The sequence below is a fragment of the Shewanella sp. SG44-6 genome, assembly GCF_014164185.1.
Taxonomy (GTDB): Bacteria; Pseudomonadota; Gammaproteobacteria; order Enterobacterales; family Shewanellaceae; genus Shewanella; species Shewanella vesiculosa.
The window spans coordinates 15,277-33,636 of record NZ_JACJER010000012.1; the positions used below are offsets into that span (position 1 = coordinate 15,277).

Consider the following 18,360-nt stretch of genomic DNA (forward strand, 5'->3'; position numbering starts at 1 on the left):
CGCGAATATTTAGCTATGGTAACAACTTGATGGCCGAACTCAAACAGCTGTATATCTTTACTGATGGTTCTTGCTTAGGAAACCCAGGTCCGGGTGGTTATGGCGTGGTAATGAAATATAAACATCAGCAGCACGAAATGGCTGACGGATTTTCATTAACGACCAATAATCGGATGGAGCTTTTGGCTCCAATTATCGCATTAGAAGCCTTACATGAGCCCTGTAATATCATTTTAACCAGTGACAGTCAGTACATGCGCCAGGGTATTATGACGTGGATCCATGGCTGGAAAAAAAAGGGCTGGATGACTTCAACTAAGCAACCAGTTAAAAATGTAGATTTATGGAAACGTTTAGACGCAGTAAGTCAATTACACAAAATTGACTGGCGCTGGGTAAAAGGCCATGCGGGCCATATTGAAAATGAACGTTGTGACGTATTAGCCCGAAAAGCCGCAGAAGCTAAACCTCAACAAACTGATATTGGTTATCAGCCCGAATAAGAGTTAAGCTCATTATTTGCATATACTTAGGAATTTTTGGGCTTTATCAACCCTTTTTCAACACCTTGGGTATTTGTTAATCCTGAACGACCTGCCGTTGGCGCCGGCGACCAGGTAGGCGCTTTTATTTTGGATTTATCTTTAATGGGTGTTAGCGGAGTGGTCATTTTTCGAGCCACGATTAAATAGACACTGCCCGTGCTAGGTAACCAGTTAGCAATACTTTTTTGCCACAATGGAGTTTGCGGGCTTTTTTTAGCTTGATGGCCACGGTTATCCGCACCTTGTCCTAACAACGAATGATACATTAAACGCTCATCCGCTAAGACTTGATAGCCCAATAACCCAAGCCAATCTTTCACTCTAGATGGCATAAAAAACTGCCCACTCCAAGGTAATTGAGTTTGATACTTTGGTAAAATCTTACCAATAAAAGCAGGACTGATAGGGTTAAAACCGACAATGAATATATAACCACTGCTAATGAGAACCCGGTCAAACTCACGTAAAATTTGATAGGGATCTGACTCGAACTCGAGTAAAAAACAACTTAATACTGTGTCAATAGCACTTTGCTGTATGGGTAAATGGTGTGGGTCAGCCTGAATACTTGCATTTGTGGCGTCATAAACAGAAAAATGCCGAGTAATACTGCAAGATAAACTATTTAGCTGACCACTTAACGCCCCAACCTTGAGTAAATGATAGCCAAATATACGGGGCCACCAAGGAGCCAATTTAGCTTCTATCTCGGTTTGCAATAACTCACCAAAAGGTAAATCTTGCCAAATAAGGGGTTTTAACATGAAGCCCGCCAAGGTTTATTGTGCAAAAATGTTGTATTGATTAGATTCACTCTACCATAAGGTATTTAATTTTCAGCTAAGCATAATTGAAACTTCGATCTGTCTTTACTTGAAGTTATTAAACGATATCCGTTACCCTAACAGATAGTCAATCATCACTCGAGTCAGATTATGCTTAACGTTCATACCATTGCAGCTTTTAATGACAACTACATTTGGTTAATCCATCAAACAAACAGCCTTAATGCTTATGTGGTTGATCCAGGTTGTGGTCAAACTGTTATCGATTATTTAGCCACTACCGATCTAAACCTCATTGGCATATTGATTACTCATCATCATAGTGATCACACTGGCGGTATCGAAAAACTGCAACAACACTTCAATGATAACTTGACTGTTTACGGACCCAGTAACGAGCGCATTGATGGATTAACCCAGCCGTTGACCCTAGAGACAACAATGAGTATCGATATTCCACATTTAGGACTAACTCAAGTCATGGCCGTTCCAGGGCATACTTTAGGCCACATTGCTTATTATATTGACGATAAATTATTTTGTGGCGACACCCTATTCAGTGGCGGGTGTGGACGTTTATTCGAAGGAACGCCTGAGCAAATGTTGCATTCGTTAAGTATGTTAGCCAATTTACCTGATAAAACTCTGGTTTTTTGTGCTCATGAATATACCCGGTCCAATCTGGATTTTGCCTTACATGTCACGCCAAAAAATTTACAATTAATTGATTATGCCAATAAAGTGGATCAATTACGCTCACAAAACAAACCGACCATTCCGAGTTCTATCGCGACAGAAAAAGCCATAAATCCGTTCCTTCGCTGCCATTTAAATGAGACCCAAGTCGCAATATCCGCTAAGAGTGGGGTCGACAATATCAATGAAATTCAATCATTTACTTTAATAAGAGAATGGAAAAACCAATTCTAAAGTAACATGAAAACACTTTAATAAGACAAGCTAAATAATTTAATCTACAATGCCAAACTGAACTAAAGCATGACCAACAGAGTCTCATAGGCACTTGGTATGTTCGAGCCTTTATTTTAACGCCCTGAGAACTTGAGGAAGTGTATCTTCAAATGAAAGCAAACTTATTTATTATTGCTGGTAGCATACTGGCAATAACAGGGTGTCAGACCCTTCAAAGTACTAGCCCGCAAACAGATATAGATCAACAGACTGTCGCCATAAACGCTAAAAGCAAAAAGTCGTCGGCAGTAACACTAGATGAAATAGAAGTACAAGTTTCCGAAGTCAATAATCTATGGCTGCGGATCGGTAATGAAATGACGCTACCGATAACAGACAACGAATTAGTTGCTCGCTATCGACAGTGGTACATCGATAATCCCAAGCATTTAGAAATTATCACTCAACGCGCTAGCCCATTTTTGTATTATATTGTCGATCAACTCGAAAAGCGTCATTTGCCAATTGAACTGGCCTTATTACCGATAGTTGAAAGTGGTTTTGATCCACTAGCCTATTCCAGTGGCCATGCCTCAGGCCTTTGGCAATTAACCGCACCAACTGCAACGTCTTTTGGGGTAAAAACTAACTGGTGGTACGACGGTCGCCGCGATGTGGCCTCGTCAACTAAAGGTGCATTAGACTTAATTCAGTACCTTTATCCTAAAATGGATCAAAATTGGCTTTATACACTTGGCGCATACAATTCAGGTGAAGGTCGAATTTTAAATGCGATTAAGCACAACCAAGCTCGCGGCAAATCAACAGATTTTTGGTCGTTATCGTTACCCAAAGAAACGGCACATTACGTCCCACAATTATTAGCATTGGCTGATGTCATTAAACATGCCGATAAATATGGCATAACGTTAACGCCTATCGACAATGTGCCGCAAATAGAAGTTGTTCCTATTGAGAGCCAACTTGATATCAACCTAGCAGCCGATTTAGCTCAAATTGATATAGTTGACTTAAAGGCGCTCAATCCGGGTTTAAAGCGTTGGGCAACGGCACCACAAGGACCACATCAATTAATATTGCCCAGTGATAAAGCAACAAACTTTAAACTTGCATTAGCTACTATAGAACCAGACTCTCGTATTAACTGGGTTCGCTATAAAATTAAGTTTGGTGACAGCATCAGTCGAATTGCTGATCAATTTGAAACGACGGCATCTTTAATTAGAAGCAGTAACGGTATTAAAGGCAATAACATTATTGCTGGACGATTTTTAATTATTCCGGTTGCTGCGAAAGACCCAGATTTAGCGACTATGACAGCAGACCAAGTTCTCGCTCGTAAAGCGGTTGTGAAATCTAGCCCCAACAAGCAAAGCTATACGGTAAAGTCTGGTGATTCATTATGGAAAATATCTCAGTCACAACAAGTGACTGTGGCACAATTAATGAAGTGGAATAACCTGACAAAACAGTCAACGTTATCAATAGGTAAAAACTTAGTTATTTATCCAAATGAAATGACAGCAAGCACCAGTAATAATGAAAAAACGGTTAACTACCGTGTTCAATCAGGTGATTCATTGGCGCGTATAGCAGTAAAATATAAAGTGACGGTGGCAGAGTTAATTGAATGGAATAGTTTGCAAAACAGCAAGTTAATTCAACCTGGTCAAATATTAAAATTGATTATGACCAATAGCTAACTAACATTGCTTCTAAGATGATTATCATATAACAGTTTTCACCTTAGTACTGATTTTGAATTACAAAAAAGGACAAGTATGCACTTGTCCTTTTTTTATGTTTTAAGATTAATAGCCATGCTAACTTATTAGGCGCTTATATCTGTGTGGCAACAGATATTCTAGACAAACTTCACCACCTAAGCACCTTGTAGCTAACGTTATAAATAAAGGCTGTAGTCACAATAAGCGACGACAGCCTTTATTCTCAACGAGAATGAATTTAAATCCCTAACTTCTTAAATAACCCCTCTTTTAGCTTTTCTTTAGCTTTATCGGTTTCACCTTTAAGCTTGCCTTCCAATAATGCCTTCGTATCAATGCCAAACTTAGGCTCTTGGAATGTGCCTTTTATGGTTAGAGGAATATCGACACCTTTAAGCGACTCATCATTAGCGTCACCCTGTCCTGACAACGACCCAACGACACTCGTTGTTAATGCATAATCTAAGGCTTCTAACGCGATGTTTGCCGTCCCTTTACCCGCTAAACGAATTAAGGGGGCAGCCATGGCCAAATCAGGATTAGTCACAACGGCATCTTTCATGGTGAAACTGCCAGTCAGGCTGGTAAAGTCAGTTTTTAACTCTTCTTTACTGGATTCAGACAAGTCGCCTTTTAATTTTTGCTGAGCACTACGGATCATCTGTGGAATGTTAACCCCATAAAGCGAACCATCAGCGACTTCAAATTTACCAACGGCATCAAGGTTCTTTTTCAGATTATCAGCAATTAAACTCGAGCCGCTGCCTTTAACTTCAAAGCTTGCAGTACCTGAAATTAAATCCACTTCAGCCGCATCGGTTAAAAGTGGACGAATTTGCACACCAATCAATTTCTTATCAAATTGATATGTTGGCACTGCCTTGCGAGCATCCAATTTTGCACTTAGTGCTAACTTGCCTTGGTATAAGTCAGCGGTAAGCGACGACAAGTTCAAGATACCTTTATTGATAGCCATTTTCATTTGCCAGTTTTGCGTGAGCATATTGCTGACTTTAATTGATTTAGCCGTTAAACTTAGGGTGAGATCTACTGATTTAAGTGCTGACAGATCAGGCTCTTGAGTCGATACTGTGTCGGTCTTTGTGGCAGACTCTTCAGTATTACCTTCTTGCTTTGGGAACAGCGCATCAAGATCAATATCACCCACGTCTAAACTCATCGCAATTTTAGGAACGCTATTAGCATAGTTAACCTTAATGTCCCCGGTGGCAGCCAAGTCCATAGCAGACATTCTAGTCAATTGTAGATCGATAGTTTTGGCATCCAGTGCCATTGTCATTTGTGTCGTGAGCTCAGCGGTAACCGATTTATTCGGCAAGCTGTCACCTTTGGCGTTATGTACCATAGCAAAATCATTAATAGTGACATGATTCAATGCTTGATCAATTTTGACTTTACCTTGTCCAGATGATGCAAGCTGCATATCTGGCAATGTCGCAGAAAACTCATAAGCAAAATCAGCAAACTGACCCAGGCTAAACTGACCTAAGGTGAAGCTTTTTAAATTAAAGGTCTGCGTCGTATTGCTGGCCATATCAATGAGGTTAATATTGGTATTCGTCAGTTCAATACCACCTATATCCAATGTCTCTAATGACATAGGTTTGGCATCATTGGTTGCTGCAGTTTGTGGTTTATCCGCCGTACTTTTTGATACTAATCCATCAAAACTGGTTGTACCGTCTTTTTGCGTAACCAGATTCAGCGTTAAACCATCAAGCTTTAATAAATCTACTTCAATCTGTTGGCTAAATAATGGCATTAACGCCACATTCGCAACAGCCTCATTCACATTGAGCATGGATGCAGGAGTAAAGCCATCTGGATTAGTAAGAGTTATACCACCGAGCTTAATGCCTAAAGAGGGAAACACACTCCAGCTTAAGTCTTGGGTAATTTGTAAATCACGACCGGTTTGTTTTTTAACGGCATCAACTATTTGCGGTTTAAAGTTATTAAGGTCGAAAAACATTGTTAAGTAGACGGTCACACCTACTACTAGAGTTAGCACAATTGCTAATAACCATTTTACTACTTTCATTGTTGCTTCCTTGTCTGTTGATTGTTTACGCTAAAATAGTAAGATCTAATGCCTGCTTACTGACGGCAACACCATTTAAATCAGCATAGATCATCATTCCAGGAAAGATGCTGACACCCGCAATCTCAATAGCTACATTGACATCACCAACATCTTTTTTATCCGTTTTAATCGGATTTGTACCTAATGCTTGCACACCGATCTGCATAGTTTTAATGGTACCTGCATCACGAATACAGCCATTAATAATGATACCTTCCCAACCATTGTCATATGCATTGAGAGCTATCATGTCACCTAATAGCGCACGTCTAGTCGAACCGCCGCCGTCCACAACCAATACTTTTCCTTGACCATTTTTGGCTAATTCAGATTTAACTTTGGAATTATCTTCGAAGCATTTTACCGTCACTACTTCACCGTAAAATATCGGCTTAGCACCAAAGGACTGCCATGGATTAGGCAATAAAACTAATTGCTCAGGGTAATGATCGAATAGATCAGGTAATAAATCTAGCATAAGTCCTCCTTGAAAATCAGAATCTTAGATTACTAATTATTAGGCAATTCAACAAGTTTTGTTAACGATATATTATTCACTTTAAAAAGTACTGCTAGTCCAGACTATCAAGCGCTGTACAAACCAAGTTAAAGAGTGACTTATACAATAAAAATGCATATAATTTCCGAAAAATAACGTAAACAATCATACTTATGAGTGACGATTTAAATTTACAGAAAATGATGGATGCGTTTGACGAGCTAGACTTCGAACAACGCACAACAACAAACCTTGAAAATGCACGTAATAAACAACAAATGACAGCGTATATTGATTCGTTGGATTTTAGTTTGCGTCGTTTATTAATATTGCAAGACACGGTCAATTCAATTGTTGAACAAAAAAAATTAGACCTGCTTAAACAAGAACATATCCAAACCTATAAAACAAAAATCATCAATCTATCTCGAAAATATAATATCTCATATCAAGATGTCATCGATATTATGGTGCAATTGCCACGTTAATAGTGATGCTCTGCCTCTTTCGCTTTGGTTGTAAAATATAAACGTTCAATCGGACTAAAAAACATTAGCCCGATTGACAATGTATTATTTTACTCTAAATTGCTCCACAAGCTGATGCAACTTGATCGCACCTTTTTCAATATCCATACTGCCTTTATTGATCAATTCATTTTGAGTTCTGTTATCTAATGACATGTCATTGATACGGGTAATATTCATATTAAGCTCTGTAATAACGGTACTTTGCTCCTCTGTTGCCGCCGCAATTTGAATATTCATTTGCGAAATCTGATCAATGGACGATTTAATGTTATTGAGTGCTCCAACGACTTGCTGAGTTTCATTAACGGTTTCTGATGATTTAGTTTTAGCTCTTTCAACAGAGGAATTAACGCTATCGATGGCAGTTCTAATGGCATCGATAATAAGATTAATCTCACTTGTTGATGCTTGGGTACGACTCGCCAGCGTTCTAACCTCATCAGCAACGACGGCAAAGCCACGGCCAGCCTCACCGGCTCTGGCAGCTTCAATCGCCGCATTCAATGCGAGTAAATTAGTTTGATCGGCAATCCCAACAATAACATCAAGAATTTGCCCGATTTTACTCGAACTCACTTGTAAGCTTTTAGCAACCTCTTCTGTCGCGGCTAATTCTGTCGATAGCTCTGATATTTTTTGCATTGCATTATCGACAACGGCAGCGGATTTATCTGCTTCAGTGTCTGCATTATGGGTACTTTCGGCTGCCAACTGTGCGTTAGAGGCCACTTCAGATGCCGTTACCGACATTTGGTTAATGGCAGTGGCAACATTAGTTGTTTCGGCTTGCACGTTGGATGAAATTTGATTAGCCTGCTGTGTAATCGTTGACATATTCTTCGCCAAGCGGCTTGATTCATCGACTGAGTCGCTGACAGAGATAATCACTTTTTGGACTTTTTCAATAAAAGTATTGAAATGATGAGCAATTTGTTTGAGCTCATCATTTCCCTCTTCGGACAACCGTAGGGTTAGATCCCCCTCACCCTTAGCAATATTCTTAAACGCTGCAATGGTCTCAACCATTGGTCCTGAAATACTGCGAATGATAAAAAATAATAATAAGATGACCGGCAGCCACACCAGTGTCAGTAATAATAGGTATTGGGTTATAAATTGGTTTCTATCAGCTTGAATGTCATCAACATAAATACCTGTACCGATGATCCAGCCCCAGGGTTTAAATCGCTTAACTACAGACATTTTCGGACTTGGGTTTTCCTGCTGGGGTTTATTCCACATGTAATCAACCCGAGCAACATCTTTTTGTTCCGTACCTTGGATCATTTTTTGAAACAGTTTTACCCCATTTGGATCTTGCATTGCTAATACCTTGGTATTAACTAACTGTTTTGCAAAAGCATGCTGGATCATGGTGCCTTGAATATCAATAGTGAAATAATACTCGTTACCTGAATAGCGCAGTTTATCTATTGCAGCTAATGCTAAAGTTTTAGCCTCATCTTCAGCCATACTTCCAGACTGAACACCTTGATAATATTTATCAGTTATTGCGATTGCAACATCGACTAACGCATTTAACTTGGCTTCTTTTTCATTAATTAACACACTTTCAACTCGCGTTAATGAAAACCAGAAAACAATCACAGTAGCGATAATGGCTAGTGCCAACATGCCGAGTAAACGGTTAGAAATAGTGGTTTTACGAAAAAACATATTTGTTGGGTTCATACGGGCACCATGACATTATAATTAAAATGGTTTTGAAATGATTATTAACTCAGACTCAGCAATAATATGTATAGTATAAAATCAATTGAATCAAGCTACTGTTTTGTAACTGTTGTGCCTTACTGGACAGTTGTCAATATTTTCACTTAAAAATCGCAAAACAATAAATACTTAGTGGTAAACAATGATAAATAAACACTGGCGAAACTCTCACTTTACGAACGCAGATACTGAGAGTGCATTTGGGTAGTATTTTAGCCATCGAATGACGACTGGCTTAGCACAATTTATCGCTCAAACCAAACACATGACTCGCTATTGGTATTCGTCTCTTGCGGGAAAAAAAAACCTGCTATATGTACAAATATCATCAATAAATGACCAACCAATATTTAGTCTTAATAAATCATTAGTCAGTTTCTGCCTGACTCAGTTACAGCGAAAGTAACAGTGCTTAAGCTTACTTAGCATTAATGAACATGGCTTTTTGATGGTTCCGTCGCTTAATGTAGGCTTGATGCCAGCGTAAGTGTTCATTGTTCATTGTTCATTGTTCATCTCTATTATAAACAACGTATTAATAAAAGAGCACATTATGAAACGAACAAACATTCTTATAACAGGGGCAAGTTCAGGTTTAGGGCGCGGCATGGCAATTGAGTTTGCTAAACAGCATCATAACCTTGCACTATGCGCCAGACGTATGGACCGCCTTGAAACATTAAAACAAGAATTACTCGTCATTAATCCTAATATCAAGGTGATAATTAAGTCACTTGATGTAAATGATCACCCACAAGTTTTTGAGGTATTTAATCAATTTAAGCAAGAGTTTGGACAGCTGGACCGAGTCATTGTAAACGCAGGCATGGGTAAAGGCGCATCTATAGGCACTGGCTTTTTTGCTGCTAATTTGCAGACTGCGCAAACTAACTTTATTGCCGCTATCGCCCAATGTGAAGCGGCGATGACAATTTTTCGAGAACAAAATAGTGGGCATCTAGTGACTATTTCGTCTATCAGTGCTGTTCGTGGATCTAGACGTGCAATGACTGTTTATGCTGCCACAAAAGCCGCCGTGACTTCATTGTCTGAAGGTATCCGCATCGATGTACTGAACACACCGATTAAGGTTACTTGTGTACATCCAGGATTTATTCGCAGTGAAATTAACCAAAAGGTAAAAACGGTACCGTTTATTGTTGATACTGAAACGGGCTGTAAAGCCATGGTGAAGGCTATTCAGAAAGAAAAAGCCAATGCATTTGTCCCTAGTTATCCTTGGGCCATTTTACACTGGGTATTACGTATTGCTCCGCTGAGCATGCTCCGCAACATGAGTTAAGTAAATCATAGTCACATAGCAACACAAGCACCTAGCGACGAGAGTAACTTAATCACTCATGATTAACTCATCATGGCCGAGTTTTATTTACCCAAAGATAAATAGCTCAGTTGGGGATAAAAGTGATTATCAAATCATTTTTTGTCTGGCTAACCTTATTAAATTAACCTGTAATGGACTCACATGACTCTGCTTGTAATACGAGAATCCGCTTTTATTAGCCAAAAAGGGTAAATCTGATACCAATAAGGACAAGTATGGTTACTTGGCCTTATTTGTCCGATGTATCAAGCCAAGCAGGGTTAGCCATCTTACACGCTTAAACTGTATAAGATTGTGGCAAAACATAACCATAAATTGATTCATTATAGATTGGATATGAACCACATTACTTTTCCATTAACCGATAATGCAATATCTTAATACATTTATTATTAATCACTTATACAGTCAACGCTAACTATTCAACATCTAACATAGGCCACAAAACAATACAGTCTTCTAAGTATTTCACTTTCGTTTCGTTAACTGTTTTCCCTTGTACCGAAATCCCCGCCGCATGCATGGCATCTTTATTTCCTGTCAGTAACGGATGCCAACTCGGTAATCCTTTGCCAGCATATACGCGCCGATAAGCACAACTATCAGGCAACCAAGTCAACTCAGCGATATTAACGGGTGTAATTGCTGTACATTCAGGTACATAGGTGAAGCGTTCAGGATAACGACGACAACCACAACTGCTGTCATCCAGTAGATGGCATGCAGCATTAGTATAATAAAGCTCGTCAGTTTCATCGTCGATGATTTTATTTAAACAACACTTACCGCAGCCGTCACACAGCGATTCCCATTGTTCGGTGGTCATGTCTTCTAAGGGGGTGGTAGTCCAAAACTGAGTCATCATTGGTTATTTAATGTAGCTTTTATCGAAATTTGCCTGCATTTTACACCCAATGGGCCGCAATTTACTGCTTAATTTTTTCAGACAAATAAGTTATCGCCAAAGTATCATGCAAAGTCGGGTTAAATTGATGTAATAAAAGGAAGTTATCGTAGACTAAATAAAAACGCCCTTTCGATCCATCAGGTGCAATTAAGGACACCTTCATGTCACTGCGTTGCGGTAAGTCTGCGCCATTAAAACGCCTAATACCATAAGCCTGCCACTGAACAAATGTGTGATTGACTCTTAAACCAAGCAAACCAGGATCGAGTGCCATAGTGGGTTTCACCTGCCTTCCCCATGTAGAACCGGACTGCCAATCTTGTTGATGCAACATATTCGCCAGCGATGAAAAAGCATCATCCATACTGTTCCAAACATCAATCCTGCCGTCTTTATCAGCATCAATAGCATACTTTAGCAACTGGCTCGGCATCATTTGCATCTGCCCCATCGCCCCAGATGAAGAACTCAGCAATGCATCTTCACTGATATTTTTTTGCTCAATTAACTTAAGTGCAGCAATAAATTCAGCAATATAAAATGCTTCTTCATCGCCTTTGTAGGCAAGTGAGGCTAAAACTGATAATCCAGGGAAACGCCCTGGCTGCTCACCAAAACGAGAATTCATCCCCCATAATGCCATCAAAAAACGCGACTGCACTTGATACGTGTTACTCAACTGCTCGAGTTTAGATTCATGCTGCAATAACATTGCTCTTGCAGTACTGACGGTGATTTCGGGTACAGCTTGTGGGATGAAGTCTTCTAATGTCTTAGGTTGAACGACTGAGGGGTTGAGATTGGCTTTCTTAAATATCTTAATCGTTGCAATATTGCGTTCTGCTATAGCTTGGTTAACGCCCGCAGCGATTGCTTTTTGTTGTAGCAATAATAGGTAGTCATCAAAATTGTGATGGCTGTCTTCAGCCATCACAACATGAGAGCAAAAGAAGTAAAAAAAAACGCTTAGAATGATTCTGGGGATCATATTCGTGTTGATTACTCCTTTAAGATTATGCTTATTTCTTAAGCGCTAATTCTTGTTTATGCTGTTCGAGTAAATTAACCGGCGGTGGTGGTATTTGTAAGTAATAACCCTGTTCAACTAATGCAGACTTCACTTTATTAATATCTGCGATGCCCAAGTGATCTCGTTTAGATAGTGGGACAATCATGATTAATGACGGAGTACCAAACATTGCCATTAAAGGCTCAGGAACGTCATCAAATACATCACGTTTTTTGACAAAAAGGTAAGTATCCGCTCTTCGACCGCTTTTATATACTGCACATATCATTTTAGTGTAAATTTCCAAAGGTTCAAACTTGATAGTCAACTAAGCACACTATAACATGGTGACACAAAAAATAATTGTAAATCAGTTTATCGCTGAAGTATGGAGAATCACGCCGGGATGGCTAAACAAAATCTCGAATTAAAGGCTACGTCTTTTACATTATCAGTGCTGCATATTAATCATCACGATCTCGATATTATTGCTGCTGAATTAGACAACAAGCTGGCACAAGCGCCGCAGTTTTTTTTGGGCGCACCATTGGTATTAAATTTATCAGCCATTCAGCATATCCAAATTGATTTTAATGCCCTAAAACAATTATTGATTGACCGTAACCTTATTATTGTCGGCATTACCGACGCCACCCCAGAGCAAATTGAACAAGCAAAACACATGGGGATTGCAGTGGTAAAGTCTGGCAAACAAGCCCGTAAAGCAGAACTTCCCGAACGAGCAACTAAAATTGTTAAGCAAAATGTGCGTTCTGGACAACAAATATACGCACAAAACGCTGATTTAATCATTTTTGGTGCAGTTGGTAATGGCGCTGAAGTCATTGCTGATGGTAGCATTCATATATATGGTGCTCTTCGTGGTAAAGCCATGGCGGGTGCCGCGGGAGATAATCAAAGTGTGATTATCGCTAACTCGTTAGAAGCAGAATTAGTATCGATTGCTGGACAGTATTGGTTGACTGAACACTTGCAACAATACGACTTAAGCCAAAGAGGTTGTATTCGCCTTGAGGGCGCATCCCTTACTGTTGAAACATTGCCCCAATAATCGGCAAACACAAGGATATAAATATAAATGGCGCAAATTATTGTTGTCACATCAGGTAAAGGTGGTGTGGGAAAAACAACATCCAGTGCAGCAATTGCCACCGGATTGGCTTTAAAAGGACACAAAACAGTCGTTATCGACTTTGACATTGGTTTACGCAATCTTGATCTGATTATGGGTTGTGAGCGCAGGGTCGTATACGATTTTGTTAATGTCATCAATGGTGAAGCCAATTTGAATCAAGCATTAATTAAAGATAAACGCTGCGACAAATTATTTATCTTACCCGCTTCTCAAACACGGGATAAAGACGCGCTGACCAAAGAAGGCGTCGGCCGAGTCCTTGAAAATTTAGCCAAAGATTTCGACTTTATTGTGTGTGATTCACCAGCGGGTATTGAACAAGGTGCAATGATGGCACTTTACTTTGCCGATATTGCCATTGTCACCACCAATCCAGAAGTAAGCTCAGTACGTGATTCAGACCGTATTTTGGGCATGCTGCAGAGTCGCTCGCGTCGAGCTGAATTGACTTTGGAACCTATCAAAGAATATTTACTATTAACTCGCTACTCGCCGGCCAGAGTTAAAACAGGTGAAATGCTCAGTGTTGAAGATGTGCAGGATATTCTTGCTATTGAATTGCTGGGGGTTATCCCTGAATCTCAGTCGGTATTGAAGGCGTCAAACTCAGGTGTACCTGTGATTATTGACCAAGAAAGCGATGCAGGCTTGGCTTACGGCGATACCGTTGCGCGTTTATTAGGCGACGATATACCAATTCGATTTATTACAGAAGAAAAAAAGGGATTCCTTAAAAGGATATTTGGGAGCTAATTATGTCGATACTTGATTATTTTAGAAGCAGTAAAAAGCCCAATACCGCGTCATTGGCAAAAGAGCGATTACAAATTATTGTGGCTCATCAGCGTGGAGAACGTGGTGCACCGGATTACTTCCCAAAGATGAAACAAGAAATCATCGAAGTGATCCGTAAATATGTGCAAATATCAGATGACCAAGTCTCTGTGCAGTTAGACCAAAATGATGACAACTTATCTGTACTAGAACTTAACGTCACCTTACCGGACACTAAGTAACGCTCATCTTTTTAGATTGACTGACTTAATATAACAAAAAGGATACTGGCATTGCTGCCGGTATCCTTTTTCGTTTAATGACGCTATTGAATTAATTAAACTTAACTTGCGCAAGTAAATCACCGACCAATTGGCCGCGCCACCCCACAAAGAGTAATGGTGTTGGTGTTTGTTTATTGTGATACAACCAGAGCAAAAACTCGTGAATATGGCGCTTCGAACCAACAAATTCTAATGCGACGTTTTCACGCTCACATAGCTCAGTTAATATCGTTTTAACTTCTTTGAAAGCCGATTTATAACCAGACTTTAGTGCCACAACATCTACCTCTTCAGGTAGATCTGTTAAATCTGCAGTCGCCATTACCGCTAATAAATCTTTACCGTGTATGCGTTTTTCTTGATCAGTTAAATCATTTAAACTGTTGAGCTCAGACAATGTTGTGGGCTGCTTTTTGGCCAATGCAATTAATGCATGGTCCTTGACCACAAAGCCAAGCGCAAGATTACGGCTCACCGCTTTAGTCAATCGCCACTTAGCCAATACCTTTAAGTAGGCTAACTGCTGACTTGATAACTGAAAGGCATTTTTAACTTTAAGGTAAACACTGTCACCTTCTGGCAGTGACAAACGTCCCTCGGTCATACGCTGACCTTCTTCAAACAGCCATTCGAGACGATTTTCTGCTACAAGCTTCTGTTGTAACTGAGGATATAATTTATACAAATAAAATACATCATTAGCAGCATACTGCAATTGTGAATCAGACAATGGACGATTCATCCAATCGGTTCGTGATTCACCCTTATCAATTTCAACTTGCAAGCATGCATCTACAAGTTTGGCATAACCTAAACCATGACCTAGGCCCGCAAAACTAGCCGCAATTTGGCTGTCAAATAATGGGCTAGGTTGGCATTCGCCATAATGAGCAAATACCTCAAGATCTTCGCTACATGAATGCACTAACTTAACAATATTTGGGTCAGTTAATAGCTGCCAAAATGGGCTTAAGTCTTTAATCGCAACCGGATCAATTAATGCTAGGGTTTTACCATCATAAGCTTGGATGAGGCCTAATTTAGCATAATAGGTTCGAGTACGGACAAACTCAGTATCAAGCACCAATAAGGCGCTGTGTTGGTATTGTTCAACTAATGACAACAAACTGGCATCATCGCTGATATATTCAAACGTTAACAAAATAGGCTCCGCTAAAAAGGGATGTGAGTAATGGTCATAAACTGAGAATTGCCAAGTATAAAAAAGCCGGCTCAGTTGCCGGCTATCATTTTATGCTTTGTTAACTTCATCTCGAAGTTGTCGGCGTAAAATTTTACCCACATTGGTTTTCGGTAATTCGTCCCTAAATTCTACCAGTTTAGGAATTTTATATCCCGTTAAATGATGACGACAATGCTTAATCAACTCTTCTTCTGTAAGTGACTTGTCTTTTGCGACCACAAAAATCTTCACTAATTCACCGCTGGCATCATTAGGAACGCCAACCGCAGCGACTTCAATAACCTTGGGATGTAACGCGACAACCTCTTCCACTTCATTTGGGAACACGTTAAAACCAGACACTAAAATCATGTCTTTTTTGCGATCGACAATGAAAAAGAAACCTTTTTCATCCATATAGCCAATATCGCCAGTCGCTAACCAACCATCTTTATCAATCACAGTGGCAGTTTCTTCCGGACGTTGCCAATATCCCTGCATGACTTGCGGACCTTTAGCAAATAACTCGCCGGTTTCACCCTGAGCTAATACTCTTGAATCTTCATCTCTAATTTGAATCGTGGTCGATGGTGCAGGAAAACCAATAGAACCATTATACCCACTGAGGTTATATGGGCAGCATGTAACTAATGGTGAAGCTTCAGTTAAACCATAACCTTCGAGTAAGCGTGTCTTAGTAAGGTTTTGCCATTTATCCGCGACCGCACGCTGAACCGCCATACCACCGCCAATAGACAATTTTAAACCAGAAAAATCAAGTTGAGTAAATTCTTCATTATTAACCAAAGCATTGAATAAGGTATTAACACCGGTTAAGACAGTAAACGGGTACTTTTTCATCTCAGCAACAAAAGCAGGAATGTCACGAGGATTGGTGATCAATAAATTTTTGCTACCTTTATGTAAAAACAGTAAACAATTCACTGTTAGGGCAAAAATATGGTACAGAGGCAATGCTGTCACGACAAACTCTGCACCATCATCAAGGGCTGGAGAATAAGCACCACTGGCCTGCAAAACGTTACTGACCACGTTTTTATGGCTTAACATAGCACCTTTAGAGACCCCAGTCGTGCCACCGGTATACTGTAAAAAAGCCAAATCCTCGCCACCAATATCGGCCTTAATGTACTGTAGGCGTCGACCTTTAGAGAGCGAATCACGAAACGATAATGCATGTGGTAAATGGTATTTTGGTACCAATCTTTTGATGTATTTAACCACAAAATTAACTAGCGTGCGTTTCGGAGCACTGAGTTGATCGCCAAGATTGGTAATAATCACCGACTCAATCGGTGTTTGATCCACAATCTCTTCTAAGGTGTTAGCAAAGTTTGACACCACGACGATAGCTTTAGAGCCAGAATCAACCAATTGATGCTTTAATTCCCGTGGGGTATAAAGTGGATTGACATTAACCACCACCATACCAGCACGCAAAATACCAAACAGAGCAATAGGATATTGCAGTAAATTTGGCATCATAAGGGCGACACGGTCGCCTTTTTTTAAATGTAATTCATTTTGTAAGTAGGCTGCAAATGCTCGACTTCGTTCTTCGAGTTTTCGGTACGTAATGGTCGCGCCCATATTAATAAACGCAGGCTGATCAGCATATTTTGCTACTGAATCTTCAAACATATCGACTAAAGAACTGAATTGAGATGGGTCGATTTCGGCCGGAACATGTTCAGGTAAGTTATTAATCCAAGGCTGGTCCACAGGTGTCTCCTAATAATACCCACTGTGCTAAGACGTGCATTCCCCGTCAGTGGTAAAATATTTTATTGCCCACGTATCATTAATATTGTTATCGCAGGCTTTATTATGATGCTCGTAGTGACCTAAATCATACAAGTGTTTTAATTTTCGACTATAGTCACATAAATAAAACAAAAATAACAGCGATTTCAGCCAGTGCTACTGCCTATTTAGAATAAATGCTCCAATCGATTCAGCGACGGTATAAGCATTACCCATATGGAGGTGATGATCTCCACTTAACTGAATGATTTCAATATTAGAAAACCATTTATTAGCCTGTTCTGTTGAGGCGGTTAGGTGTTTGTATCCATCCTGACCAACCATGAGTAAAGTAGACGTATTACTAGTGCTCATCAGTGCATCAACCTGCTCAAAACTAAATCGATTAAGTGAGTCTAATTTTAATCTAGGGTCACTTCGCCAATGATACTGCCCATCTGTTATTGCCATATTTCGCTTAGTAATAAGCTCACACCATGGAATGGCTAATCCGGTCAGTTTATGGCGGGCTTGTACCGCCAAATCCATAGAAGAATAAGTCGAAGAGTCTCTGGTTACTTGGCGATTAAAACGTTGTTGTTGCAGCAAACCTTTACGCAGGCGATCTTTGGCTTTAGAAGCAGACTCAGATAAAGGGGCAAGCGCTTCAATTAATATGAGTTTATGAATATTTTCAGCAAGACAGGCATTATAAGCCGACGCAATTATGCCGCCAAGAGAATGCCCCAATAAAATAATAGGACCTGTATCTTGTGAAAGTGTATGGATGACGGCTTGCAGGTCATAAATATAATCAACCCAATGTAATGGATAACGACCCGGGCGATGATCTGATAATCCATGCCCAGGCCAATCAATACATAATAGTTGAAATTTATCGAATAATTTTTGCTGTGCAAAGGCATGCGCTAGCGGAACAAAACTGTCAGCGTTATCAAGCCAGCCATGTAAAGCTAATATTACTGGCTTGTCAGCATGACCATAACGTTTTGCAGCAAGCGTAATATGAGCCAACGGCAATTGAATTTCTTCTACGTTAACATTCAACATTGTTGACTCA

18 protein-coding genes are annotated in these 18,360 nt (G+C 39.8%); 8 read left to right on the forward strand and 10 right to left on the reverse strand.

All coding sequences use genetic code 11. From position 1 onward, the window contains the following. Positions 1-29 precede the first annotated feature (29 nt). Complete coding sequence (gene rnhA, locus H5185_RS03820; protein ID WP_182741385.1) at positions 30-503, forward strand: ribonuclease HI; 474 nt, start codon at positions 30-32, stop codon at positions 501-503. A gap of 26 nt (positions 504-529) precedes the next feature. On the opposite strand, the gene H5185_RS03825 is transcribed toward rnhA, so the two are convergent. After that, the gene (locus tag H5185_RS03825; RefSeq protein WP_182741386.1) at positions 530-1,309 is read right to left on the reverse strand and encodes a methyltransferase domain-containing protein; all 780 of its coding nucleotides are present in this window, start codon (positions 1,307-1,309) and stop codon (positions 530-532) included. A gap of 171 nt (positions 1,310-1,480) precedes the next feature. On the opposite strand from H5185_RS03825, the gene gloB reads away from it, so the two are divergent. Both gloB and H5185_RS03835 read left to right on the forward strand, forming a co-directional pair. After that, positions 1,481-2,260 carry a hydroxyacylglutathione hydrolase gene (gene gloB / locus H5185_RS03830; RefSeq protein ID WP_182741387.1) on the forward strand — a complete coding sequence of 260 codons (780 nt, stop codon included), beginning with the start codon at positions 1,481-1,483 and terminating at the stop codon, positions 2,258-2,260. Positions 2,261-2,412: 152 nt separating this feature from the next. Continuing rightward, a complete protein-coding gene (locus H5185_RS03835) occupies positions 2,413-3,966 on the forward strand; it encodes a LysM peptidoglycan-binding domain-containing protein (protein WP_124018161.1) in 1,554 nt (517 codons plus the stop codon). 262 nt (positions 3,967-4,228) lie between these two features. Here the strand turns inward: H5185_RS03835 and H5185_RS03840 are convergent, their stop codons facing one another. Continuing rightward, a complete protein-coding gene (locus tag H5185_RS03840; protein WP_182741388.1) occupies positions 4,229-6,052 on the reverse strand; it encodes an AsmA family protein in 1,824 nt (607 codons plus the stop codon). A 25-nt stretch (positions 6,053-6,077) separates the two neighbouring features. Then, positions 6,078-6,572, reverse strand: coding sequence for a putative 4-hydroxy-4-methyl-2-oxoglutarate aldolase (locus H5185_RS03845; protein WP_182741389.1), 495 nt, complete (start codon positions 6,570-6,572; stop codon positions 6,078-6,080). A 194-nt stretch (positions 6,573-6,766) separates the two neighbouring features. On the opposite strand from H5185_RS03845, the gene H5185_RS03850 reads away from it, so the two are divergent. Then, complete coding sequence (locus H5185_RS03850; protein WP_124018158.1) at positions 6,767-7,081, forward strand: hypothetical protein; 315 nt, start codon at positions 6,767-6,769, stop codon at positions 7,079-7,081. 84 nt (positions 7,082-7,165) lie between these two features. Here the strand turns inward: H5185_RS03850 and H5185_RS03855 are convergent, their stop codons facing one another. Continuing rightward, positions 7,166-8,815 (reverse strand): methyl-accepting chemotaxis protein, encoded by a 1,650-nt coding sequence (locus H5185_RS03855; RefSeq protein ID WP_182741390.1) that lies wholly within the window; start codon positions 8,813-8,815, stop codon positions 7,166-7,168. A gap of 595 nt (positions 8,816-9,410) precedes the next feature. Here H5185_RS03855 and H5185_RS03860 point away from each other — a divergent pair. Then, the gene (locus H5185_RS03860; RefSeq protein WP_182741391.1) at positions 9,411-10,160 is read left to right on the forward strand and encodes an SDR family oxidoreductase; all 750 of its coding nucleotides are present in this window, start codon (positions 9,411-9,413) and stop codon (positions 10,158-10,160) included. Between the two features lie 460 nt (positions 10,161-10,620). Here H5185_RS03860 and H5185_RS03865 read toward each other — a convergent pair whose 3' ends face one another. The 3 genes from H5185_RS03865 to H5185_RS03875 form a co-directional block, all read right to left on the reverse strand. Beyond that, positions 10,621-11,067 carry a YcgN family cysteine cluster protein gene (locus tag H5185_RS03865; RefSeq protein WP_124018155.1) on the reverse strand — a complete coding sequence of 149 codons (447 nt, stop codon included), beginning with the start codon at positions 11,065-11,067 and terminating at the stop codon, positions 10,621-10,623. Positions 11,068-11,128: 61 nt separating this feature from the next. Next, positions 11,129-12,097, reverse strand: coding sequence for a lytic transglycosylase domain-containing protein (locus H5185_RS03870; RefSeq protein ID WP_182741392.1), 969 nt, complete (start codon positions 12,095-12,097; stop codon positions 11,129-11,131). A gap of 31 nt (positions 12,098-12,128) precedes the next feature. Beyond that, on the reverse strand, positions 12,129-12,407 hold the full coding sequence (locus H5185_RS03875) for a YcgL domain-containing protein (RefSeq protein WP_124018153.1): 279 nt from the start codon (positions 12,405-12,407) through the stop codon (positions 12,129-12,131). A 117-nt stretch (positions 12,408-12,524) separates the two neighbouring features. On the opposite strand from H5185_RS03875, the gene minC reads away from it, so the two are divergent. The 3 genes from minC to minE are packed head-to-tail and all read left to right on the forward strand — an operon-like array spanning position 12,525 to position 14,290. Beyond that, on the forward strand, positions 12,525-13,190 hold the full coding sequence (gene minC, locus H5185_RS03880; RefSeq protein ID WP_182698543.1) for a septum site-determining protein MinC: 666 nt from the start codon (positions 12,525-12,527) through the stop codon (positions 13,188-13,190). A 27-nt stretch (positions 13,191-13,217) separates the two neighbouring features. Beyond that, complete coding sequence (minD, locus tag H5185_RS03885) at positions 13,218-14,027, forward strand: septum site-determining protein MinD (protein ID WP_124018151.1); 810 nt, start codon at positions 13,218-13,220, stop codon at positions 14,025-14,027. Between the two features lie 2 nt (positions 14,028-14,029). Continuing rightward, positions 14,030-14,290, forward strand: coding sequence for a cell division topological specificity factor MinE (gene minE / locus H5185_RS03890; protein ID WP_124018150.1), 261 nt, complete (start codon positions 14,030-14,032; stop codon positions 14,288-14,290). 91 nt (positions 14,291-14,381) lie between these two features. Here the strand turns inward: minE and rnd are convergent, their stop codons facing one another. The 3 genes from rnd to H5185_RS03905 form a co-directional block, all read right to left on the reverse strand. After that, positions 14,382-15,494, reverse strand: a complete 1,113-nt coding sequence (gene rnd, locus H5185_RS03895; RefSeq protein ID WP_182723660.1) for a ribonuclease D — start codon at positions 15,492-15,494, stop codon at positions 14,382-14,384. Positions 15,495-15,584: 90 nt separating this feature from the next. Further along, positions 15,585-17,258, reverse strand: coding sequence for a long-chain-fatty-acid--CoA ligase FadD (gene fadD / locus H5185_RS03900; RefSeq protein ID WP_182741393.1), 1,674 nt, complete (start codon positions 17,256-17,258; stop codon positions 15,585-15,587). Between the two features lie 198 nt (positions 17,259-17,456). After that, complete coding sequence (locus tag H5185_RS03905; RefSeq protein WP_182741394.1) at positions 17,457-18,350, reverse strand: alpha/beta fold hydrolase; 894 nt, start codon at positions 18,348-18,350, stop codon at positions 17,457-17,459. Positions 18,351-18,360: the final 10 nt, after the last annotated feature.